This window comes from Flavobacterium phragmitis (genome assembly GCF_900112575.1).
Lineage (GTDB): Bacteria > Bacteroidota > Bacteroidia > Flavobacteriales > Flavobacteriaceae > Flavobacterium > Flavobacterium phragmitis.
Genome location: NZ_FOMH01000007.1, coordinates 296,463 through 319,791 on the forward strand (window position 1 = coordinate 296,463; position 23,329 = coordinate 319,791).

Here is a 23,329-nt window from a genome sequence, read left to right on the forward strand (position 1 = left end):
AATTTATTTTGGTGCAAAGAAATAACCGCACCGTGAAGTCGATGTTACCAACTTGTTATGTTTTTGTGTGCTTAAGATTATCAAATTGTTACCAGATTAAATTACCGTTAACACCAATTTTTTAAGGTTCTTTTGTTACTATATTTACCCCGTGAAATAAAAAACATCGGATAAATAATTAAAAAAGATTTGATGTAAAAATCTCAATTTTTGCTATTTATGAAAAAAACACAAACTAAGATTTTATTAGTTGACGACGAACCAGATATCTTAGAAATCGTTGGCTATAACCTTGCTCAGGAAGGCTACCAAATTGTTACTGCTTCTAATGGAAAAGATGCTATAGCTAAAGCTCAGAAAGAATTGCCGGAATTAATTATTATGGACGTGATGATGGCAGAAATGGACGGCATGGAGGCATGCGAGCACATCAGAAAAATTCCTGAACTAAATAATGTTATCATAACATTCCTTACAGCAAGAAGTGAAGATTACTCGCAAGTAGCTGGTTTTGACGCTGGTGCTGATGACTATATTACAAAGCCAATTAAACCAAAATTATTGGTCTCTAAAGTAAAGGCTCTGTTAAGAAGGTTAAAAGAACAAGAAGTTACTACAGATACTTTAAATGTTGGCGGAATCGAAATTAACCGTGAAGAATACAAAATCATAAAAGGCAATGTAGAAATTGCTTTACCAAGAAAAGAATTCGAATTATTTTATTTGTTGGCTTCTAAACCAGGGAAAGTTTTCAAGAGAGACGAAATCCTTGATAAAGTTTGGGGTAACGAAGTTGTGGTTGGAGGAAGAACAATTGATGTTCACATTAGAAAACTACGCGAAAAAATAGGCGAAGACCTTTTTAAAACCATAAAAGGTGTTGGTTATAAATTTGAAGTTTAAGTTTTTAAGATGCTAAGATGCTAAGATTCTGAGGTGCTAAGTTGCTAAGACTCTTTGGGATTTTGGTGAAGATTTAAATCCATTCAAATTCTTTGAAAAATATTCAATACATTTAAACCATATAAGAATTGAAGTTCTATAATCTTCATTTTCTTATATGGTTTTTGATTTGCTCAAAAAAATAGCTAAAAACAAAACTTAATTTTCTTAATATCTTAATGGTTCAATTTTTCAATGAAAATTAATTTTAAAAAAACATACAAGTTTGCCATAAAATCGGCTTTGTATATAAGTCTCTTTACTACCGCATTTGTACTGATGTTAATGTCTTTATTTTATAAAAATCAATTACAGCATCAAGTTGCATTTGGAATAATTTTCATTATAGTCATTTATATTTTCTCTTTTTTGGTTTTACAATATCGGGTAGAGCGTTTCATTTATCGAAGGGTGAAGAAAATTTACGATGAGGTTTCGTTGTTAGAATCTACCACTTTGATCAATCAGCCCATTAATACGGATATGGAAACGCTGTCACGCGAAGTGAAAAAGTTTGCAACCGATAAAAAACTGGAAATCGAAATGTTAGAAATTCGTGAACAATACAGAAGAGAGTTTTTAGGAAACGTTTCGCACGAATTGAAAACGCCTTTATTTACCGTTCAAGGTTATGTTTCGACTTTGCTTGACGGTGCAATGGATGATAAAAATATCAGAAAAAAATATTTAAAACGTGCCGAAAAAGGAGTAGAGCGTTTGATTTATATAGTGGAAGATCTGGATATGATTACCAAATTGGAATCGGGTGATTTAAACTTAAATATGACCGATTTTGATATTGTCGAATTAATCCAAAATGTTTTTGATTTATTGGAAATGAAAGCCGATAAAAAGAAAATCAAACTGGCTTTTGAAAGTAAAAATGTGCAGTCTGTGATTATTCGCGGAGATCAAGATAGAATTCAACAAGTCTTAGAAAACCTGATTGTCAATTCTATTAAATACGGAAAAGAAGGCGGTTTAACAGAAGTTGGTGTGGTAAATTTAACGAAGAAAAAAGTCTTAATTCGTATTAGTGATAACGGAGAAGGAGTTGAAAAACAAAACATTCCAAGACTTTTTGAACGTTTCTATCGTGTTGACAAAAGCGGAACACGTTCTGAAGGAGGTTCTGGTTTAGGTTTGGCGATTGTAAAGCATATTATTGAGGCACATAAAGAGAAGGTTTATGTAGAAAGTGAGTTCGGAATTGGCTCAGAATTCTCTTTTACGCTTGAAAAAGCATTTAAAAACCAAAAAGCGGATGTTAAAAAATCGTAATGATGTTTTAGCTGAATGCCCTAAAACAAAGAGGTTTAACGATAAATAAACATTTGGTTTTAGGTCGTAACATTAAATTTTTATTATAGTAACATCTGGTTAATGATTTCTTAACATAGGTGCTCCATCTTTGCATCCTGAATTTAAGGGATTTAGAGAACTAATGATAAAAAGAAACTTATTAGCAGTTTTATTACTGTTAACCTTCGCTGCTAATGCGCAGGAACCAAATAAACAAGAATTAAATAAGCAGGATGTAAAAAACGAAGTAATGCGTATTTTAGATTCTATCAACAAAGCGAAACTTCCGGACACTAAATCCGGAGGAGGAATTGAAGAGCATTGGTATGATAGAATCTCGTTAAGGGGTTATGCACAAATTCGATACAACGGTCTTTTTTCTACAAATGATAAAGTTTCCTGCGAACAATGTGATAAATCTTGGGGAACAACTTCTACAGCTCCAGATGCCAAAGCAAACAACGGACTTTTTATTCGTCGTGCACGTTTAGTGTTTTCAGGACAAGTTCATCCCAATGTATTTTTCTATTTCCAGCCAGACTTTGCTAGTTCACCAAGTACAGGAATTCAGAACTTTGTTCAGATTCGTGATTTGTATTTTGATCTTTCTTTTGATAAGCTAAGAGAATATCGTGTTCGTGTTGGGCAAAGTAAAATTCCGTACGGATTCGAAAATATGCAGTCAAGCTCGCAACGTTTAACTATGGACCGTTCTGATGCGATTAACAGTTCTATATTAAACGAACGTGACTTGGGAATCTTTTTTTATTGGGCTCCAGCCGAAATAAGAAAACGCTTTGAAATGCTGGTAAAAGATGGTTACAAAGGTTCTGGAGATTTTGGAGTTTTTGCTTTTGGAGTTTACAACGGACAAATTGCGAATAAGTTAGATGGAAACCGAGATCTAAATGTAGTTACAAGAGTTACATATCCATTCGTAATTGGAAGCCAGATTATTGAACCTGGAATTCAGGCTTACACAGGAAAATGGGCTTTTACTGGAGAAATTTCTTCGGGTGTTACGGTAAATGATCCGCAATATATAAAAGATCAGAGAGTTGGAGCCACATTTGTTTTATATCCAAGGCCTTTTGGAATTCAGACAGAATACAATATTGGAAAAGGTCCTCGTTACAATACAGCAACTAAATCAGTTGATGAAACGGACTTGAACGGAGGTTACGTTTTATTGAACTATAAATGGGATATTAAAAAACAGCGTATTTATCCTTTCGCCAAATTTCAATATTATGACGGAGGTAAAAAATATGAGAAAGACGCCAGAAGTTATGTCGTAAGAGATTACGAATTTGGTATCGAATGGCAACCAATCAAAGCTTTTGAGTTGACAGCAGAATATGTAGTGGCAGACAGAACTTTCGAAGACAGCGCGCTTCCAATAAACAGACAACAAGGAAATGTGCTAAGATTACAAGCTCAGTTTAATTTCTAAAATCAGTACGCAGATAAAACAGATTCGCTTTTGCGAAGACGCGGATAAAAACTGATTTTTTATTTGAGAAAAAATTCAATTGCCTCCAGCTTTAGCTGGAGGTTTTTTTTATTGTAGTAATAAGGCTTTAGCCAAACTAGTTTGCGGCAATTATGCAGTTTTGTCTTCAAAAACCTTAAATAAAGAATCCCAATCAATGTTGTTTTCAAATTGAGATAGTCCTTTAAAAGCCTTTACTTTTGATAAATCTTCAATAGTAAAGTCATCTTGCATTGCATAAGGAACCAAATTTTCTTCCTGAAGTTTTACAGCAAGATATTCCTGTTCGTATTGTCCCGGAGTAGGAATAAAAAAAGCTTTTTTGCCCAATTTAGCCAAATCCATTACAGTGGTGTAACCCGAGCGACAAAGCACAAATTCACTTTCGTTAAAGGTTTGTTCCAGCTGTTTCGAATTCATAAAATTATAATAGGTAACATTTCCAGCCTGCCATTTTTCTTGAGATTTATCTACAATCCCTTGAACAAAAACCACTTTGCCTGGATATTTTGCCGCCTCTTTCTGTAGTTTTTCATCTAAGAAAGTACGTTGCGGTTCTGGGCCAGATAATATAATCATAAGGTCATATATTTTTGGAGTGTCTTTTTTTCGCATTCGGCTTAGCGGACCAATATATCTTAAATTTAGTTCGTCGGTTTTCAAATGACCTAACTCTCCAGTAAGATTTACTTCGTCATTGGTATCAGGAACCCAGCATTCCGTATATTTTTTGATGATTTTCTGATGGCATATACTTGTAAACCAAGTCGTATTTCCGGTCATCACGTTTAACTGATGCGTCATAAAAACGGATGGTACTTTTTTACTGAAAACCCCCAATCTATTATCAGAAATAATACCATCAATTCCATGTTTTTTAATCCAGGTATTGACCATTTTTTTCTCATCCAAAATGGCAGTAATCATTTTAGGAAGGTTTTTGATCAGCTTCCATTTAAAGTTTTTTCCATTCTTTGCATATTCAATATGATAAGAAGGAAGTTCTAAAGTCTGTATATAAGGAAATTCTTTTCGCAATAAAGCCAGAGCAACTCCGTCTGAGGCAATAATCGGAATATAATTATTCTCCTGAAGCGCCTTTATAATAGGAATACAACGAGTTGCATGGCCAAGACCCCAATTTAATGGAGCGACTAAAATAGTTTTATTCGCAGAATAATCAATGCTCATTTTTAATACTTTTTAAAAACGAAGATAAAGAAATATGTTTTGGATGTTATTTCGAGGGTATTACTAAATTATTAACTCTATATTCTCATAAACACTGGAAATTTATAGGGGTGTTTCAAAAATAATTTTGTTTTATCAAATAAGATTATCTCTATGTTAAGTAATTTTCGATTTTTTGAAATGACTTTAATAAGGAAATTTGTAGGTTTAGTTGCAAAATAAAAAAAACCGAACTAATGTTCGGTTTTAAATAGAGCGTTCCAAGAATGTCTCAGAGCCTTAGCATCTTAGTAACTCAGCATCTTAAAATTAATCCTGAATATACGTTTTATTACCATTTTTGTTAATGTAATATTTACCGCCTCTTGGTCCAGTGTATACTTTTTTACCGTTGTATTCCCCAGTAACTTTATCTGGAACAGACGGTGCTTTTTCGTTTGTTTCCTTTAAAGTTTTTGTGGCAGATTTTTTAGCTGCTGTAGCGTCTTTCTTTGCGTTATCAGCTTTAGCGGTTGTTTTTTTAGCATCGGCTTTAGCTTTGTCTGCTGTGCTTTTAGCTTTGTCAGATGCCGCTGTTGCTTTTTTAGCGTCAGCTTTTGCTTTTGTAGCTTCTTTGTCGGCCGTTTTTTTGGCTGCATCAGCAGATTCTTTCTTCGCTTTAGATGTTGTTGCTTTGGCATCATCTGCTGCTTTTTTAGATTTTGTGGCTTCTTTTTTGGCATCAGCCGAAGCTTTATCTGCACTTGCTTTTGCTTTTTTTGCCGAAGCTTCTGTTTTACTTTTCGCCACTTTTGCAGTTGTTTCCTGGGCGTAGAAATTAGCTGAGAAAATAGCTAATAAACAGGTTAATACTAATTTTTTCATAAGGTTATACGTTTAAATTTTCAATTAAAGTTAAACAATTTTTTGTCACCTTTTTCGCAGTGCGTTAAAAATATGCGCGAAGCTGAATATTACCCGTATGAATCGTATTTCCTGTTTCGCTTTTACGCCCCAGATAGTTTAAATTAACATCTAAAAAGGATGTAATGTTCTTTTGCAAAAGCAGTTTCCAGACCAAATTGGATCCTGCCTGAAGTCCTTCCAGCATTTGGAAACCAACAGATGAGAATTCATTTCCGTTAAATTTATTTTCATAAAAAGAAAATTCTCCGTTTACGGTTACTTTCTTTTCGCCGGCATAAGAAAATGATGTTCCGATGCGGTTTTGTTTTAAAGTTTCAAAATTGCCTATTTGATTTTTCTTGTTCTGAAGTTCATAAAAGAAATCCAGCTTGGTGTTTTTAGAAAACAAATAACTCACTTTTGGTGCCAGTTGCCATCCATTAATATCATAGTTTTTCTCCTCAAAATCTTCCGAAACTAAATCGGTTTTAATGGTTTTGGTAAAGAAATTGAACAGCCAGCTTTTCTGATACAAATGAGTGTATTGAATTTGATGTGAATAATTACTCACATTTTGTGAACCAATAGAAAGTAGACTTTTTCCTTTATTGACAAGATAAGAATAGGTAACCGAATGTTTCTGACGGCCGCGGTTGTAAAATAAGCTGTTTCTGAAACTCGAATTCAACCCTAAAATGTTTTCTTCCGAAGAATTAAACGGATTCAATTCTAGTTTTTCGCCTTCGCTTTTTACTTTTCGATCCATTATAAAAGAAGTCTGATTGTAGAAATAAGACAACAATTTCTTGAGACCTTTTTCATTTTGCCATTGCAACGGATTCAATGTCAAAGACTGTGAAAACTTATTCTGATTGGTTTTAATGTAAATCTGATTCGGAAGAAAGATTCTCACGTATTTGGCCTGATCCTGAAAAACGGCAATTTCAAATTCTTGTAATTCTTGAATTCCGTTGCCGTTATAATCATTCCAAGTGTAAACACCTTGTCCAGTTGGTACTTCTACATAAGTGAATTCTTGTTGTGCAATGGTTCCTGAACTGGTTTCGTAAGTAGTTCCAATCTGCAGTAACTGATTAAAAAAACGATCATTATATAAAACTCTTGAGTTTAATGATGGTTCATTTTTTCGGGTATTATCTGTAAAATCCAAATTTCGATAACTCGCATAAACTGCCAAATCGGTTGTTTTATTCTGGATTAGTTTGGATTTTAAATAATAGGTTTGCGAATTATTGACATGCTGTAATAATCCGTTTTGCAAACTATCATTTCGTCTTTGCAGATAACCAACTTCAACAAACACTTTTGTACTGTCGCCTCGTCCGGTAAAAACGCCATATTCTGAAAAGCGCTGGCTTAAAGTGGAAAATTGATTGGTGACTTTATCCTTTTCCTGATTGTCTTCAAGTTGGAAAGTTCCTCCAACCCAATTTTTTCCAAAATGATATTTTGTTCTGGTTTGGTTTCGGATAAATTTTGAAGTCGAAGCCGTTGCATCAGAATTCAAAAAACTTCCGTTGTTCTCGATTGTCCATTTTTTTATTTTGAATAAAGCCGAAGTTGTATGTCTGGAACCTGTATAACTTTCGCTGAAATCCAATTTCTCAAACTGGTACGTAACCAAACCGATGTTTGAAGTTTTCTTTTTAGAAAATAAATTAAAATTGAAACCCGTAACCAAAAGACTCTGATTGCCTAAAAGTGTTCCGGTTAAGTTCCAGTCGCGATTAAACTCGATATTATACAAACGTTCAATAGATTTGAAATCCTGCTGTACATATTGATAATTGGCAAAAGCATCTAAACTCCAGCTTCGGGAAAAAAGACGTTTTTTTAGATTGGTTTTAAAAGCCACACCTTCATTATTAGCATCATCAATCGTAGAAAATAAGTTTTGATCGTTATTGCTTACTGCTAATTCGAAATCAACCAAAGTTTTTTCATTCGGATTGTATTTTCCTAAAAAAGTAGCAACCTGAAGTTTCATTGGTGCCACAAGTTGTACAATGGGCTCGTAATTTCCCTGTAAAATACCATTTATTGGTTCAACATATTGATAAATACGCTCAACCGAATTGTTGTTTTGAATGATATAATTTCCCGCATTGGCTCCAACCTGACTAAATCTTACATTGTACAAAACATCTTGAGGATTATTCGAATATTCGTAAACTTCAACTGAATTAATAAGGATTTTTTTGTACAAGATTTTATTGTCTGCATATTTATCTTCGTAAGCAGAAGGCGCTTTCATTAAATTAGTGTCGTCGCCAGCTTCACTTAAAATCTGAACTTGTTCCGGAGAAAGATTCTGCTGTAAAGGCTGATTTTTCAAATCATTTTCAGAATACAAGTAACCACCAAAACTCCATTTTTTATTTTCATGAGTCGCGCCCGCATAAGTTACAAGACGATTGTAATTTCGTTCCGAATATTGATATTCAACATTAATCCTCATTTCTGAAGTAATGGTAAAAAGCGAAGTAAATACAATTTCTCCGGCATTATAATCAATGACATAATCATTGTTTTCGCCACGTTTCAATAAAACACCATTTACATAAACCCTTTCAGAACCTGAAATTACCAAAACGTACAATTCGCCATTTTGTCCTTTCAATTTATACGGACCCTGATTTCCTTCCTGACCTGTAAAAGTACTTTTGGCATATTGTCCTTTTACAAAAGCAACAGAAGCAAAGACATTGGTCTTACTTTTTTCAGTATCAAAATCAAAACTGGCTGTCAATCCTTGTACCTTTTTATTGAAATTCATGAATTGGGTTTTCCTGTTTTCTAAAAAGACGTCGCCTGCGCGAATGCTCCAATCGTCACTAAAAAGTTCCATGAAAATATTGTCAAACTGATCCAGTTTTTGAGAATAACCGCCATCCTGTAACGGAATATTATTGTCCTGAAGCGAAGCACGTAAGCTGACTTTATCTGAAATTTTTCCTGTAATCTGTAAATCCAAATTAGAATTTAAAACCGTACTCTGATTATTTCCGATAGTGATTCCTCGTGTGATGCTTCCAGAAGTATTTAATCCGTCAAAAGGAGTTACTTTTTTCGCGTTGGCATTATTATCGATTCGGTATAATTTTTCGGTTCCAACATCGCTGTTTACAATTTGTTCCGATTTATAAAGACTGTATTCTTTGGTTAAGAAATCTGGATATTTGAGGTAATTGACAATTAAAGTGTCGGAAGTCGAAGAGAAGTTTTCCTTTAAAAGTAAAAAGCCTTTTTGGAAATCAATTTTATAAAATGAAGAATCTATAGGTTCTTTTTTAGTATTTAAAAGCTGAAAGAAACCGGAATTGATACTGACATTTTCAATCCGAATCGTGTCTTTTGTACTTATTATTTTTTTGGTTTTGTATAACGATTCAGTTTCCTGAGCCTGAAGGGCCGAAAACCAAATGAAAACCGTCAAAAACAATAATTTTTTCAACATACTACCTTAACTCTCAAAAGTCAAAAGTAGTATTTATAATTGGGAAAACTGGAAACGTTATTTTGTGTTTTTGACATGAAGGAATAGTTTATTCAGTGAGGTTTCTATCTTTTTTGATTCCTGCTCTGTAACTCATAAAAACAGCAATACCGGATAAAAATGGTCCAATGGATAATCTAAAATCCGAAAATGAAATTTCTTTTAAACTTTCCTTTTGAAGCAAGGGAGCTAAATCAAAGCCAATGAATAATAGAACAAGAATTAAAAAAATAATTACGAATTTTTTTCGAGCTACCATATAATTGTAATTAGTAGTATAATTTATCTTTTTACGCTTTCACACAAAATCATTAAAATGAGAATCATAATGACACAAAGAAAAACCGAATTGGGATTGGCAAAATTTATAGTCCATCCCATTTCTTTTATCCTTTTTGGCGGAAACATTCTTTTGTCTTTTGGATTATAATAGAAAAGTCCCCAAATCCAATTGTCTGGATTGTGGCTCCAATTGTCTTTTTCTTCTTCTGTTGGCTTTTGGAAATGTTTCATTTTATTTATTATACAAAATTAGTGCAAGATTTTCCATCCTCGTTGATACCCTAGGAAAAACTTCAAATAAACATTCAATCATATCTTATTGTTATCAGATTATTTGCTTCTTCCAAAATAAATAATTGTAAATATGGGTACTGTTATTACATATATAATCAGATATATATAATTCTTTTCTAAACCAATAGCCTTAAATATCATATAAGAAAAAACCAATGTGGTAATAATTGCAATTACAACTAAAAATAACTGCATTTTTTTATATACATTTTCTCTATTCTCATCTGTAAGCTCCACGGGGTAATTGGCATATTTTGGGTTTTTTATTAGAAGTCCCAGAAAAACAAGTATAAACAGATTAACTATAGAAGAAATACATAATGAATTCTTATGGCTATAACCATCCACTTTTCCCGTTATATCTATATGAGATGCAACAGTTTCAGGAATCTCTGAATAATTACTGAAAAGTAAAAGAATATAGATTGAAAATATTGACAGAGCAATTAGATAAAGTATTATTATTTTTTTAGACACCATAATTTAAAATTTATAGATTGATAAGTTGGATAAAGAAGCAATATCAAAGCAGCACAGATTGAAAAGAAAAATGAAAATATACCGTGATAAATTATTATAAAAAGATGAAATATGATTCCAGCACAAAGGATTGCTTTGCGATATTTTACAGATGCTGTTAAACCTAAAAATAATAAAATTTCAAGGACAATAGTTCCATAGGTCAGCAATGAGACAATTACAGGGATACTTAATAGTTGGTTCATCCATGTTGAAATACCGGTTGGCATTCCGAAAACACTATGGTTGAACCAATAATAGATTGCTGTACCATTTACCCATTCTGCTACTGTTAGCTTACCAAACGAAGCATGATAGTATATGATTGCAACCTGAATCCGTATTATCCAGATTGAAAACAAACCTATTATGTTTTTGGCAGAATTGTTTGGTGCCACATGTTTCCAATGATTTTTTCTTGGGTCGGTCAAACAAAAAGGTATTAATAAGAAACTTAAAATAGATGCAATCTGATCCCCTCCATCTATTACAGATGAAAAATAAAGAAAACTTATGCTAATCCACCAATGAAGCACCGAAGTGATTTTTATGAAATAACCTGAAATTGTTATTAATAGGATAAAAATTGCCAATCCCTTCATATAAATAATGTTATCAAAACCGAGCAAGGTAAAAAAATTGTATTTGTTTACAGGCAATACTGGATTTAGTAAAGGGTTTATTATTGTGCCATCAATTTTTTTATGAAATAAGATGCTAATAGGATTTGCTATTAAAGTGAGTAAAGTTCCAAAGGCAACAATACTTCTTGCAAGACCCACAATATTTGTATATGGAAAAAGCTTTAAACATAAGGTTTTAATCCGCTCATTTATTTTCTCTATCATTACATTTTATATTTAAACGGATTATTTTTGCAGGCATTTTTATTCTATCTAATGATCTGCTCCAAGCCCAAGGCACAGCCTTTTGATAAACTACTATATATTCACCACATAGTATAGGGTCTTTTATCTGATTTTGAACTGTAATTGATTTTAAAGACACTTTAGAGTATAATTCTCTTTGATAGCTCCACATCGTATTCTGATATAGGCTGTCATTTATTTTCCTTTTTACAAACTGTAGTTCGGACATTACTTTTGATGCTGTTCTTTTAAGTCCAAATATGTTATGATAGGATGAATGCCTTTGTGAAATTTCTTCAAATCTATTATCGCTTTTTTTTTGATAAATTACAATTTGAGCCTCTCTTGGGTTTCTTGTAAAAAAAGCCCAACCCTGAGGAACAAAAGTGAAAAGTTTATTTTCTAAATTAATATTTAATTTTATTGGATTCTCGCGCACAGTATACAGAAACACCCCTGAAATAAATGCGAACGTAAAAATGGAGCAGAAGGCAAAGGTTAAAAAATAACTTTTGCCCTGAAATAATTTATTTGTCCACATAATACTCAGCAATTTCATTAACTAATGTTTCCGTCCTTAAATTAGCTTCCTCAGGATCTATGAAAATTGGTCCAGGTGTTATATCGTCTGGCCCTATATAATCCATCCCAGTATAATCTAAACCATAATCTATTGTGCCATCATATGAAACCTGACTGGCATTATCAATGTAAGGGCCATAAAATGCAGCCTTAAAATAAATCAAGGCTGTAATTGCGATCGTATTATGTGCTGCTAATGCAAAATAAATTACGCAAGCCACTGCCCATGTACAAGGAACGATATACTCATCACCATCATCCGTAATCATGTTTTTTCTGAGTAAACTGTTATATTCTCCCTTTTCAAGTTCATTCTGAAATGTTTCCATGTAGGTTTTGAAATCGTCTTTTTGGCTTATTTTAAGTTTACCAGTATGAATATCCGATTTGACCTTTTGAAATACCTGCTTTAGATCAGGAAATATTACCTCAAAATTTTCTTTAATCATTGTAGAGCCAGCTTCAATCGCAATTTGCACTTTTCTCTGATCTCCACTTGTAATTAGTTCTTTAAATTCTGGTAAGAAACTTGGGTTTTTTGTATTGATTTCCTTTATAAGAATGTCCAGCTTATTTAGCATTTCTGTTCTTTGATCATTTTTAAGATTATCTATTAATTGCACATTAGTTTTTAGCTGGTCAATTTTGGATGCAAACTCTCCAATCCCAAAGAAAATAGATTTAAAAAGTTCTACATCGCTATATTTAACAACATTTTCTTTGCCAGATTCATTTATTTCATATTGGCTACAGCTTACAAACAAAAAATTAAGGGACAAAACGAAAGCTATTTTAGATAAGTTTTTTTTTATTAATTTCATGGTTAATTATGTTAAGTTATGTTATTGATTTTATAGACTTCAAGCTCTAATTTTGTATAGCAGACATTCATGAGTATAAAATTTACTCAACACTAAATTTTGTGGATTTTTTTCTTATTTAATTTTAACTTAAAGTGAAAGTATAAACAGACCGTTACTAAAATCCAAAAATTTACCTTCCTTACATTTTGTGGAAAGATGTTAAAAAAGATATCACAAAGAAGACTCATAGTGCTTGCCAATAAAAAGAGCCTGAATATTTTTTTCATAATGATTTAAATTTTATTGATTAATATTTTGAATTAATTTTACTTACAAACTTACAAGGGATTAAAAAAAAGTCTCAACCGAAAATCGGTTATTTAAAAAATAATTTCAAATTATTGCAAAATATTTCTTACGTTTATTGCGGTTAAAATTGCATACATGAATAGAATTGTAGGAAATAAACTAAGAATATTACGTAAGGCTAAAAATTTATCTCAGGAAGAAGTAGCAGATTATTTAAATGTTTCTCCATCAGCATATGCCAGAATGGAACGAGGTGAAAGTACTTCTTGGGCCAATCATTTTAATAAAATTTGTGAAGTTTTTGAAATAGCTCCGGAAGAATTAGTGAGGAAAGAAATAGGGGACTCTGCTTACGAAAACATAATCAATACAGAACAGGCAACATATAGCGATTACAGAAAAATAATTAAACACTATAAACTTAAAATTAAAGACTTAAAAATTATAATGAAAAGTCTTGGAAAATAAGTGAGAAAACTAAATAAAAACAGCTTTATCAATTAACAGAATCTTTTTTGATCATTTTAGTTTTGATTGTCTTTTAAAATTCCATGCCAAAACGAATAATTAAAAAAAATAAGAATTGAAATTGATGATACTAAATGTAATCACAATCTTCAAACAAATCAATTTAAATCCATTACCCTATAAAAGGGTAATAAAAACCTAAAATCGAATAATTATAAGATATTTCCTGTGTTTATATTTGTAAAAACATATAAAATATGAATAAAATAGTAGGAAATAATTTAAAAATGTTGCGTAAGTCTAAAAACATGTCACAGGAACAGGTTGCTGATCATTTAAATATTTCACAATCTGCTTACGCCAGAATGGAGCGTGGTGACAGTGCTTCCTGGGCCAATCATTTTAGGAATATTTGTGAACTATTTGACAGAGCTCCGGAGGAATTGGTAAAAAAAGAATTAGGTCTTAATTCAAACGAGAGTTTGTTTGATACGGAACGCCAGACCGAGCGTGCACTGATCAATGTTTACAGAAAAATAATAAAACAATATGAGTCACAAATAAAAGACTTGAAGAAGATTATTAAGTATCTGAATAAAGATAAAAAACAAAACTAAAAAGGCCTCACAAATTAAGTGAAGCCCTTTTGATAAATATATTTGAATTGAAATAATTACCTTTTTATAAATATTAATTAAGTTCTTTAGTCACAATCTGCATTGTTTCACGGCTAACTTGTTTCAATAAAACCTCTTTGTTAGCTTCAACAGTTTGTGCGGCTTCTTCTGTAAAGTGACGAATCGTGTATAATGTTACATTCTCACTGTATTCCACTTTGAATTTTTTAGAAAGAATAGCATTCAGTTCCGAGAAATTTCCAAATTTATCTTCCACACAAACAGAGAAACTAATGGCAGAGTTCTGAATCAAGTTTACTTTGATTTTAAACTCGTGGAATAAACCAAAAATCTCACTGATGTTTTCTTCCATAATGAAAGAGAAATCAATTGATGAAAGCGAGATCAAAAGCTGTTCCCTTTTTACAATAAAACATGGATATTGTGGTTCCAAATCAACTCCTTTAGAAACGCAGGTTCCTTTTAATAAAGGATTCACAAACGATTTTACGTACAAAGGAATTTCTTTTTTCTGTAAAGGCTGTAATGTTTTTGGGTGAATTACCGTTGCTCCGTAAAATGCTAATTCGATAGCTTCACGATACGAAATCTGGTTTAACAAACTTGCATTTTCAAAATAACGCGGATCTGCATTCATAACACCAGGAACATCTTTCCAGATCGTTACACTTTCGGCATTTAGGCAGTAAGCAAAAATTCCAGCTGTATAATCAGAACCTTCACGACCTAGAGTTGTAGTGAAATTATTGTCATCGGCACCTAAAAAACCTTGTGTAATGTTTAATTGTTTTCTTGGCACATTTTTGCTGATATTTTGTTGCGTTGTTTCCCAATCTACTTCTGCGTCTCTGTAATTTGCATTGGTTTTGATAAAATTACGAACATCAAGCCATTGTGTCTGAATTCCTCTGAAATTCATATAATGACTTAAAATATTGGTTGAAATCAATTCACCAAAACTCACAACCTGATCGTAAACGAAATTGTAGTTTGGAGATTTATTATGAGCTAAAAAGTACTCCAGTTCATCAAACTGTGCATTTACAGCTGCAAAAACGTCATGATTTTCATCTTCGAATAAATCCAATAAGATCTGATTGTGGTATTTTTTAATTTCTTGTACAGAAGAATTTAGCTCTGTTGATTTTTCGAAGTAATTCTTAATTACAACTTCAAGAGCATTTGTTGTTTTTCCCATAGCAGAAACAACCAATATTACATCTTCATACCCCACTTTTTGTAAAACGTCGTATACGTTTTTAATTCCATCTGCATCTTTCACCGACGCACCACCAAATTTAAATACTCTCATTTTTAATTTTAGATTTTTTAGATTTTAGATTTTAGATTTGAGGAAATCTAGTATTTTGTTTGTTGCCACAGATTATAAGAATTAAAATGATTTTATAATCTGTGTCGATTTGCCACCAATTTCACGAATTAGCACGAATATTAATTAGTGGAAATTGGTGGAATTAGTGGCAAAATAAATTTTATAATTTTTCTAAGAACGCATTAACTCCCGCTTCATCCATTTGAACGACCTGCCAATCGTCAAGGATTTTGGCACCAGAATTTTTGTAAAAATTAACGGCTGGCGTATTCCAAGCAAGAACGTTCCATTCTACTCTTCGAACTCCGTCTTTTTTGCCTTGTTTCATGATTTCAGCATAAAGTGCCGATCCTAAACCAGTACCGCGCATTTTTTCTTTTACAATCAGATCTTCAAGATGGATTGTTTTTCCTTTCCAAGTAGAATAACGGTAGTAGTATAAAGCAATTCCAACAATCTCTTTTTGTTTTTCTTCGTTTTCAACCTCCGCCACAAAAACCTGAAAAAGCGGTTTTTCTCCAAATCCGTCACGAACTAAATCTTCTTCTGTAATCACTACAGCTTCAGGTTCTTTTTCGAATATTGCCAGCTCCTGAATTAATCCTAAAACCGATTTCATGTCCTCAGGATTTCCTTTTCTAATATTCATAATTGGTAAACTTTATTTTTTTGTCCTTTATAGTATTGCTTTTTCCTAATGTAGAATTTGTTTTCACAAACATTTGAAAGAAGCAATTTTATGTATTCGTATTTTTATTTAATTATTATCAAATAAAAATCATTTTAAAAGTTGCTTTTCGCAAAATATTAGCAAATATACAATAAGGGCAAACTAACAAAATAATTTTTAAATCATTCTCACAAAATAAGCGATATTTGTGACTTAAAAATAAAACTATAACGATTTAGCAATGGAAGAACGCAATAAAACACTGGGAGAGTTTATTATTGAGAACCAAAAAGCATTTCAGTATTCGTCGGGAGAGCTCTCGCGAATTATCAACTCTATTAGATTGGCGGCCAAGGTGGTCAATCATAAAGTAAACCAAGCGGGTTTGGTGGATATTATTGGCGCCGCGGGCGAACAGAATATTCAGGGAGAAGACCAGCAAAAATTAGATGTCTATGCCAACGAAGTATTTATCCAGACGTTAATAAACCGTGAGATTGTCTGTGGTATTGCTTCAGAAGAAAACGACGATTATATTACAGTTCAGGGGAGCGACAACTGTCATAATAATAAGTACGTGATCTTAATGGATCCGCTTGACGGATCTTCAAATATTGATGTTAATGTTTCGGTAGGAACTATCTTTTCTGTTTTTAGAAGAGTAACGCCAATTGGAACTCCGGTAACTAGCGAGGATTTTTTACAACCGGGAATCAATCAAGTGGCAGCAGGCTATGTAATTTATGGAACTTCGACTATGTTGGTTTATACCACAGGACATGGCGTAAACGGATTTACACTAAATCCAGCAATTGGCACATTTTATCTTTCACACCCAAATATGAGATTTCCTGAAAATGGAAATATCTACTCGGTAAACGAAGGAAATTATGTTCACTTTCCGCAGGGAGTAAAAAATTACATCAAGTATTGTCAGCGTGAAGAAGGGGATAGACCTTATACCTCAAGATATATAGGAAGTTTGGTTGCAGATTTTCATCGTAATATGATTAAGGGAGGTGTTTATATTTATCCAACAAGTTCAAAAGCGCCAAAAGGGAAATTACGTTTATTATACGAATGTAATCCAATGGCATTTCTTGCAGAACAAGCAGGAGGAAAAGCAACAGACGGATTTAAAAGAATCATGGAAATACAGCCTACAGAACTGCACCAAAGAGTTCCATTTTTCTGCGGAAGCTATAATATGGTAGAAAAAGCGGAAGAATTTATGGCGGCTGAATAAGTTTTCAGTCTCGGTCTCAGTTTTCAGTCTTAGATAACCTAACAGATTTTTAAAATCTGTTAGGTTTTTTTTGTTTCAGATTTCTAGTTACTCTGGATTAACAACAACAAACCCGACAGGTTCAAACCTGTCGGGTTTATAATTGAGTTTAGCTTCAATTTTAGAATCAGTAAAAAACTGAATACTAAAAACTGATTACTGAATACTATTTATTCATATTCTCCATTTCAAACAAGAAAGTATCTAAATCTACTTTTTTGTCCACTAGAGATAATGCTTTTGAAACAATATAGTTTACGTTTCCTGGCGTAAAACCTAAAGCTAGTCCCATACGAACTAACATTACTTCTTGTTTGTCTCCTAAGTGATGGTCTACGTGGACCATTCTTGCTAAATCATACAAACGCTCTAAACGCTGTGTATATAAATAAGGAGGATTTATAGGATGTTTCCAAGGATCGGCAAGGATTTCTTTGTACTCGTCTTCTGAAATTTCTAATCTTGAAGCAAGCTTGTCCAAAAACTCTTGCTCTTCGGGAGTTATTTTCCCGTCAGCAAAAGCGACACGCACAATTGCAGAGAAATGACCTCTGTTTCTTTGTTTGAATTCGTTATCAAATAATTCTGAAAATGCCATAATTAGTTAAGGTTTTTATCGAGCAAATATAAATCTTATTTTAATTTGACAAATTTAAATTTCTCATAAAATTTAACTTATTTTTCTTGAAGGATTTGATAGCCTAAATCTTTAATTCTGAAAATTAATCGTAAGTTTACAGCCCCTAATTATTTAAATTATAGATTACCTATGTCACAATTTTGGATTTACTTTCAAATAGGATTAAAACACGTTTTAGATATTCATGCTTACGATCATGTTCTTTTTTTAATCGCCCTAACAGTTCCGTATTTGTTTAAAGATTGGAAAAGAATTTTTCTGTTGGTTTCATTATTTACTATTGGACATACATTGGCTTTAATTCTTTCGGTTTATGGGATAATCACAATAAAAGTAGATCTTGTAGAATTCCTGATACCGATTACGATTTTAATAACAGCTTTATATCATTTATTTACAGCAGGAAAGACTTCAAAAAATGATAGTGTAAATCTGGTATTTTTCATAACTTTATTCTTTGGTATTATTCACGGTTTAGGATTCTCCAATTATTTCAAAACCATATTAGGAGGATCTGCAACGTCAAAATTATTACCTTTGGGAGAGTTTGCTTTAGGTATAGAAGCGGCACAGTTAATAGTAGTTTTTGTGGTCTTGGTAATATCATATATAGTGCAGACAGTTTTCCGTTTTTCAAAACGCGACTGGGCACTGGTAATGTCGGCTTTTGTTATTGGAGTTGTAATTCCAATGATTATTGAAAGTCCGATTTGGCACAGATAAAATAAATGGAAGTAAAAAAATTGAATAAATACGATAAAGCGTATCTGCGAATTGCAAAAGAGTGGAGTCAGCTTTCATATTGTAAAAGAAAACAAGTTGGCGCTATTATCGTAAAAGACCGAATGATAATTTCTGACGGCTACAATGGTACGCCATCCGGATTTGAAAATTGCTGTGAAGACGAAGAAGGTTTAACGCGTTGGGATGTTTTACATGCCGAAGCAAACGCAATCTTGAAAGTTGCAAGATCAACACAGTCTTGCGAAGGTGCAACGTTATATATTACGCTTTCGCCTTGTAAGGAATGCAGTAAATTAATACATCAGTCTGGAATAAAAAGAGTGGTGTATAAAGATGGATATCGTGATGATTCCGGAATTCAATTTTTAATAAAAGCAGGTGTTGAAGTACAACATATTCCTGACTTAGAAGAGTAATGAAATTTAATTCGAAATATTTACCCATAATAATCGGAGCGACTTTTGCTCTGGGAACGGTTGTCGGAAGCCTTATGAACGCTCCCGCCGATGATCAGTTTTTGGCTAAAAATTACTCTAAAACCAAACTCAACAAACTGATTGATTTTATCAATAATGAATATGTTGATAGCATCAATACAGATTCTATCGTTAATCTTACAGTAGACAATATACTTTCCAAATTAGATCCGCATTCGGTTTATATTCCGCCAAGCGAACAAGCTGAGGTTGCTGAAAGTATGAAAGGGGATTTCGTTGGAATCGGAATCAATTTTTATATGTATAAAGATTCGGTTGCGATTATAAAACCAATCGAAAACGGTCCTTCAGCGAAAGCGGGACTAAAATCGGGTGATCGAATTTTATATGCCGGAAAAACTAAATTATACGGTCGAAAATTGCCTTCAGATAGTTTGTTTTCGAAATTAAAAGGATTGCAGGGCTCTGAAATTGAATTGACTGTTTTTAGAAAATCAGAACAGAAAAAATTAAAATTTAAAGTAAAAAGAGATGTTATTCCAATTAAGAGTGTTGATGCTTCTTTACTGATTGGAAATAATATCGGTTACATCAAAATAAATCGTTTTGCCGAAACTACTTTCAACGAATTTAAAACAGGTTTAACCAGACTGAAACAGAAAGGAATTCAATCTTTAGTAATTGATCTTCGTGATAATGGCGGAGGTTACATGGAAGAAGCAATCGCCATTGCGGATGAATTTTTGAAAGACAAACAATTAATCGTTTTTACAAAAAGCAAAAATGGTTCGATTGATAAAACATTTGCGACAAAAGCCGGAAGTTTTGAAACTGGAAAAGTATATGTTTTAATTAATGAAAACAGTGCGTCTGCAAGCGAAATTTTAGCTGGAGCGATTCAGGATAATGACCGCGGAACAATTGTTGGACGTCGTTCTTTCGGGAAAGGTTTGGTACAACGCGAAATGGATTTTAATGACGGATCTGCAGTAAGACTGACAGTAGCCCGTTATTATACGCCAACCGGAAGATCAATTCAAAAACCTTATAAAAAAGGAAACGAAGAATATTTTAAAGAATCTGAGTCTAGAATTGCAACAGGAGAATTGTATGCAAAAGACAGTATTAAAGTAGCAGATTCTTTAAAATTCAAAACGCCAAAAGGAAAAATCGTTTATGGCGGAGGAGGAATCGTTCCTGATGTTTTTGTTCCGATGGAAGCTGAGCACGGAAATGAAAACGTGGGTTATTTATTGCAGACCGGAATTGTAGGTCATTTTGTTTTTGAAGAATTAGACAAAGACAGAAATGCTTTTGCAGGAGATAATTTCAATACGTTTTTAGCAAAAATGAAGAATTCCGATGTGTACTTCAAGAAGTTTAAAAATTATATTTTGTTGACTGGTTTAGATTTAAAACTGGACAAAACCAAAGCTCTTGTAAATCGATATATTACAGCTGAATTTGCGCGACAACTGTTTGGAGAATTATACTATTATGACGTAATCTTAAAAGATGATGCCATGATTAAAACAATTCTCAATCCAAAGAAATAACTTCAATTTTTATATAATGAAAATAGAAACCGTAATTGATGCAGAAATAGAACTTCTGACTGCAATTAAAAATTCGGATGTTTTGGTTTTGGAGAAAATGCTTCATGATGATTTATTATTCAATTTACCGGATGGGCAAACCATAACTAAAGCGTTCGATTTAGAAACGTATCGGTCAGGTAAAATGAAAATCGATTTTTTAGAGGCTTCAGATCAAATTATTAATGTGATTGACGATTCTGCTGTGGTTGCTGTTACCATTTCGTTAAAAGGACTTTACGAAACAACTCCAATAAACGGCGTCTTCAAATATATTAGAGTCTGGAAACAATTTGAAAATAATCTAAAGGTTATTGCGGGAAGCTGTATTCAGCTGGCATGAATCTTGGAAAAGAAAATAATATAAACTTAAAATAAAACTTTGCGAACCTAGCGTAAACCCTTGCGAACTTCGCGGTTAAACTAAAATATATGAAAAATCTAAAAAGAATAACTTTACTAGCAGTTATAATGGCTTTCGTAATCTCTTGCACTACTATGAAAAATGATTCCAATGCTACAATTTCAGGAAAAGTAGAATCTATAGAAGGAGGAAAAGACGGTTACACAGCAAAAATTACAACAGATGCTAAAGAAGTATATTTCGCCACAATCAGTATTGTAAATGTTGGCGGGCCTCAAAACTATAAACAATTAAAAATTGGAGATGTAGTTGCTGTAAAAGGAGAAAAATGGAAAACCGATGACGAAAACCATATTAAAGTAACAGAAATTGTTTCGGTAAAATAGTCAAAGATTAAAAAATAAACCATATAAGTGATATAAGTTCATATATGCTTCGTGCATAGATTAAATGAACTTATATCACTTATATGGTTTTTAAATATAATTTATCGAATACTATCGTGTGCGTGAGTTTGTACACCATTGTTCCATAAAGTAAGAATATCTGTTGCGACTGCAGCGCCACTTCCGGCGGCAATTGCCAATTGACTTCTCCAGCCTGCTAAAGTGCCGATAACGTAAATTCCGTCAGCCACTTTATGATCTTCATTTTTAAGCTGAATACGCTGTTTTTCAGGAAGTGCTTTTTTATGAGGTTCAATATATTGCATTAAACCTTCAATGTCAAAAGTGTTGGCAGAACCAATTCCGATTACAACATTTTTTGTTTGGTAAGAGTTTTTGTTGGTAGTAACAGTAAATTCAGGATATGTTCCTTCTACTTTAATTACCTTTTCATTTGGAATCTGTTGAATATGAGGATAAGTCGAGGCTAGATCCTGAGTGCTTTCTGTAAGTAATTCAGAACCCAATTTACCTGGTGAAATTCCGTAAGCATTATAAAAAATTGCTTCTTGCAGAGAAGAAGTTTTTTGATGCGTAAAAATTCCGATTTTTTTATCGGTAACAAAAGCTTTGTTTTTTGCCGATCCTAAGACAAGAGCGCAGGAGATTCCTGATACGCCACCTCCGATAATTAAAACATCAAACATATATTATCTGTTGTCATTCATTTTTTCTTCAATTCTTTTTGATATCCTAAAAATCAAAAGAATTAAAACGGCGCAAAATGAAGCGGCGATTCCAATAAAAGCTACCATGCTGTCTCCTTGAAAAGGATTTTTAAAATCTAATAGCGTAATATTAAAAACAATTAAAGCTAATGCTAAAAGCACTAAGATTGAAGTAAAAATTTTCATAAGATTGGTTTGTTTGCCTAAAATAATAAAGTAGAACTTTAAAGTGCGAAATATGCCTTAAAGTTGTATTTTAGAAATTTTATGGGGTAAAAGTATAAAAATAAATTTTAGACGAACAAACCTTTAACATTAGCGGCGAATAATTTAACAGCAATTGCTAAAAGTATCACTCCAAATGTCTTGCGAACCACTCCAAGTCCATTTTCTCCCAGTAGGTTTTCGATTTTCTTAGAAGACTTCAAAACAATGTAAACCAATATGATATTGAGTAAAATGGCAATGATAATATTAATAGTATGAAACTGCGAGCGAAGGGACAATAAGGTAGTCATAGTTCCCGCTCCTGCAATTAATGGGAAAGCCAATGGTACAATAGAAGCAGAGCCTGGTTCTTCGTCTCTATATATTCGAATTCCTAAAATCATTTCCAAAGCCAGAAAAAACAATACAAAAGACCCCGCAACGGCAAATGAATGAACATCAATACCGATGAGGTTCAGTAAGCCTTCCCCAACAAAAAGAAAAACAATCATAATAGCTCCAGCAACAATAGAAGCTTTTTCAGATTCTATATGTCCCACTTTTGCTCTTAAGTTGACAATAATTGGAATAGAACCTACAATATCAATTACGGCAAAAAGTACCATGCTGACGGTAATGATTTCTTTGAAGTCGATTTCTAGCATATCGTTTTGATTTTAAGCGTTTAAAACTGCTGCAAAAGTAAATAATAAAATTAGGTGTTTTTTTGATAGAATGTATTTTTGTTATAAAAACATGTTTTAAGTGTTAAAAAAGTGATATTTGTAACAATTATGATTTTTGCCGCAGAGTTTCGCAAAGATTTTCCGCAAAGATTCGCGAAGTT

Annotated in this window: 26 protein-coding genes; 11 read left to right on the plus strand and 15 right to left on the minus strand. The window is 32.8% G+C overall.

What is annotated here, in order from left to right; all coding sequences use genetic code 11:
* Nucleotides 1–219 precede the first annotated feature (219 nt).
* The 3 genes from BM289_RS14525 (at nucleotide 220) to BM289_RS14535 (ending at nucleotide 3,697) form a co-directional block, all read left to right on the plus strand.
* The gene (locus BM289_RS14525; RefSeq protein ID WP_091494752.1) at nucleotides 220–903 is read left to right on the plus strand and encodes a response regulator transcription factor; all 684 of its coding nucleotides are present in this window, start codon (nucleotides 220–222) and stop codon (nucleotides 901–903) included.
* A 234-nt stretch (nucleotides 904–1,137) separates the two neighbouring features.
* Nucleotides 1,138–2,223, plus strand: a complete 1,086-nt coding sequence (locus BM289_RS14530; protein ID WP_091494754.1) for a sensor histidine kinase — start codon at nucleotides 1,138–1,140, stop codon at nucleotides 2,221–2,223.
* 163 nt (nucleotides 2,224–2,386) lie between these two features.
* Nucleotides 2,387–3,697 (plus strand): porin, encoded by a 1,311-nt coding sequence (locus BM289_RS14535; RefSeq protein ID WP_091494756.1) that lies wholly within the window; start codon nucleotides 2,387–2,389, stop codon nucleotides 3,695–3,697.
* A gap of 150 nt (nucleotides 3,698–3,847) precedes the next feature.
* On the opposite strand, the gene BM289_RS14540 is transcribed toward BM289_RS14535, so the two are convergent.
* The 9 genes from BM289_RS14540 to BM289_RS14580 form a co-directional block, all read right to left on the minus strand.
* Nucleotides 3,848–4,927 carry a glycosyltransferase gene (locus BM289_RS14540; RefSeq protein WP_091494758.1) on the minus strand — a complete coding sequence of 360 codons (1,080 nt, stop codon included), beginning with the start codon at nucleotides 4,925–4,927 and terminating at the stop codon, nucleotides 3,848–3,850.
* Between the two features lie 309 nt (nucleotides 4,928–5,236).
* Nucleotides 5,237–5,791 carry a hypothetical protein gene (locus tag BM289_RS14545; protein ID WP_091494760.1) on the minus strand — a complete coding sequence of 185 codons (555 nt, stop codon included), beginning with the start codon at nucleotides 5,789–5,791 and terminating at the stop codon, nucleotides 5,237–5,239.
* Nucleotides 5,792–5,855: 64 nt separating this feature from the next.
* On the minus strand, nucleotides 5,856–9,290 hold the full coding sequence (locus tag BM289_RS14550) for a porin family protein (protein WP_091494762.1): 3,435 nt from the start codon (nucleotides 9,288–9,290) through the stop codon (nucleotides 5,856–5,858).
* Nucleotides 9,291–9,378: 88 nt separating this feature from the next.
* Nucleotides 9,379–9,588, minus strand: a complete 210-nt coding sequence (locus tag BM289_RS14555) for a hypothetical protein (RefSeq protein ID WP_091494764.1) — start codon at nucleotides 9,586–9,588, stop codon at nucleotides 9,379–9,381.
* A gap of 23 nt (nucleotides 9,589–9,611) precedes the next feature.
* Complete coding sequence (locus BM289_RS14560) at nucleotides 9,612–9,842, minus strand: DUF5808 domain-containing protein (protein ID WP_091494766.1); 231 nt, start codon at nucleotides 9,840–9,842, stop codon at nucleotides 9,612–9,614.
* A 99-nt stretch (nucleotides 9,843–9,941) separates the two neighbouring features.
* Nucleotides 9,942–10,385, minus strand: coding sequence for a DUF1648 domain-containing protein (locus tag BM289_RS14565; RefSeq protein ID WP_091494768.1), 444 nt, complete (start codon nucleotides 10,383–10,385; stop codon nucleotides 9,942–9,944).
* Nucleotides 10,367–11,272 carry a sporulation-delaying protein SdpB family protein gene (locus BM289_RS14570; RefSeq protein ID WP_091494770.1) on the minus strand — a complete coding sequence of 302 codons (906 nt, stop codon included), beginning with the start codon at nucleotides 11,270–11,272 and terminating at the stop codon, nucleotides 10,367–10,369. Before BM289_RS14570 ends, BM289_RS14565 begins: the two co-directional genes overlap by 19 nt.
* Complete coding sequence (locus BM289_RS14575) at nucleotides 11,253–11,834, minus strand: SdpA family antimicrobial peptide system protein (protein WP_167365433.1); 582 nt, start codon at nucleotides 11,832–11,834, stop codon at nucleotides 11,253–11,255. The genes BM289_RS14570 and BM289_RS14575 overlap by 20 nt, the downstream gene beginning before the upstream one ends.
* Nucleotides 11,821–12,696: a sporulation delaying protein family toxin gene (locus BM289_RS14580; protein ID WP_091494774.1), complete on the minus strand. Its 876-nt coding sequence runs from the start codon at nucleotides 12,694–12,696 to the stop codon at nucleotides 11,821–11,823. The genes BM289_RS14575 and BM289_RS14580 overlap by 14 nt, the downstream gene beginning before the upstream one ends.
* Nucleotides 12,697–13,122: 426 nt before the next feature.
* Between BM289_RS14580 and BM289_RS14585 the strand changes: the two genes are divergently transcribed.
* Complete coding sequence (locus BM289_RS14585) at nucleotides 13,123–13,455, plus strand: helix-turn-helix domain-containing protein (RefSeq protein ID WP_091494776.1); 333 nt, start codon at nucleotides 13,123–13,125, stop codon at nucleotides 13,453–13,455.
* Between the two features lie 257 nt (nucleotides 13,456–13,712).
* Nucleotides 13,713–14,072 carry a helix-turn-helix transcriptional regulator gene (locus BM289_RS14590; protein ID WP_091494778.1) on the plus strand — a complete coding sequence of 120 codons (360 nt, stop codon included), beginning with the start codon at nucleotides 13,713–13,715 and terminating at the stop codon, nucleotides 14,070–14,072.
* 73 nt (nucleotides 14,073–14,145) lie between these two features.
* On the opposite strand, the gene BM289_RS14595 is transcribed toward BM289_RS14590, so the two are convergent.
* Nucleotides 14,146–15,405 carry an aspartate kinase gene (locus tag BM289_RS14595; RefSeq protein WP_091494780.1) on the minus strand — a complete coding sequence of 420 codons (1,260 nt, stop codon included), beginning with the start codon at nucleotides 15,403–15,405 and terminating at the stop codon, nucleotides 14,146–14,148.
* Nucleotides 15,406–15,586: 181 nt separating this feature from the next.
* On the minus strand, nucleotides 15,587–16,075 hold the full coding sequence (locus BM289_RS14600) for a GNAT family N-acetyltransferase (protein ID WP_091494782.1): 489 nt from the start codon (nucleotides 16,073–16,075) through the stop codon (nucleotides 15,587–15,589).
* Between the two features lie 262 nt (nucleotides 16,076–16,337).
* Here BM289_RS14600 and fbp point away from each other — a divergent pair, with 262 nt between their 5' ends.
* Nucleotides 16,338–17,342, plus strand: a complete 1,005-nt coding sequence (gene fbp, locus BM289_RS14605) for a class 1 fructose-bisphosphatase (RefSeq protein WP_091494784.1) — start codon at nucleotides 16,338–16,340, stop codon at nucleotides 17,340–17,342.
* Nucleotides 17,343–17,547: 205 nt separating this feature from the next.
* On the opposite strand, the gene BM289_RS14610 is transcribed toward fbp, so the two are convergent.
* Complete coding sequence (locus tag BM289_RS14610; RefSeq protein ID WP_091494786.1) at nucleotides 17,548–17,979, minus strand: tellurite resistance TerB family protein; 432 nt, start codon at nucleotides 17,977–17,979, stop codon at nucleotides 17,548–17,550.
* Nucleotides 17,980–18,150: 171 nt separating this feature from the next.
* Between BM289_RS14610 and BM289_RS14615 the strand changes: the two genes are divergently transcribed.
* The 5 genes from BM289_RS14615 to BM289_RS14635 all read left to right on the plus strand — a co-directional run bounded on the left by BM289_RS14615 (nucleotide 18,151) and on the right by BM289_RS14635 (nucleotide 21,547).
* Nucleotides 18,151–18,744, plus strand: a complete 594-nt coding sequence (locus tag BM289_RS14615) for a HupE/UreJ family protein (RefSeq protein WP_091494788.1) — start codon at nucleotides 18,151–18,153, stop codon at nucleotides 18,742–18,744.
* Between the two features lie 5 nt (nucleotides 18,745–18,749).
* Nucleotides 18,750–19,181, plus strand: a complete 432-nt coding sequence (locus BM289_RS14620; protein ID WP_091494790.1) for a deoxycytidylate deaminase — start codon at nucleotides 18,750–18,752, stop codon at nucleotides 19,179–19,181.
* A complete protein-coding gene (locus BM289_RS14625; RefSeq protein WP_091494792.1) occupies nucleotides 19,181–20,758 on the plus strand; it encodes a S41 family peptidase in 1,578 nt (525 codons plus the stop codon). Before BM289_RS14620 ends, BM289_RS14625 begins: the two co-directional genes overlap by 1 nt.
* A gap of 16 nt (nucleotides 20,759–20,774) precedes the next feature.
* Nucleotides 20,775–21,140, plus strand: coding sequence for a nuclear transport factor 2 family protein (locus BM289_RS14630; protein WP_091494794.1), 366 nt, complete (start codon nucleotides 20,775–20,777; stop codon nucleotides 21,138–21,140).
* Nucleotides 21,141–21,229: 89 nt separating this feature from the next.
* Nucleotides 21,230–21,547, plus strand: coding sequence for a hypothetical protein (locus tag BM289_RS14635; protein WP_091494796.1), 318 nt, complete (start codon nucleotides 21,230–21,232; stop codon nucleotides 21,545–21,547).
* A 101-nt stretch (nucleotides 21,548–21,648) separates the two neighbouring features.
* Here the strand turns inward: BM289_RS14635 and BM289_RS14640 are convergent, their stop codons facing one another.
* From BM289_RS14640 to BM289_RS14650, 3 genes are all read right to left on the minus strand, one after another.
* Nucleotides 21,649–22,254: an FAD-dependent oxidoreductase gene (locus BM289_RS14640; RefSeq protein WP_091494798.1), complete on the minus strand. Its 606-nt coding sequence runs from the start codon at nucleotides 22,252–22,254 to the stop codon at nucleotides 21,649–21,651.
* A gap of 3 nt (nucleotides 22,255–22,257) precedes the next feature.
* The gene (locus BM289_RS14645; RefSeq protein ID WP_008465053.1) at nucleotides 22,258–22,461 is read right to left on the minus strand and encodes a hypothetical protein; all 204 of its coding nucleotides are present in this window, start codon (nucleotides 22,459–22,461) and stop codon (nucleotides 22,258–22,260) included.
* 107 nt (nucleotides 22,462–22,568) lie between these two features.
* A complete protein-coding gene (locus tag BM289_RS14650) occupies nucleotides 22,569–23,147 on the minus strand; it encodes a MarC family protein (RefSeq protein ID WP_091494800.1) in 579 nt (192 codons plus the stop codon).
* Nucleotides 23,148–23,329 lie beyond the last annotated feature (182 nt).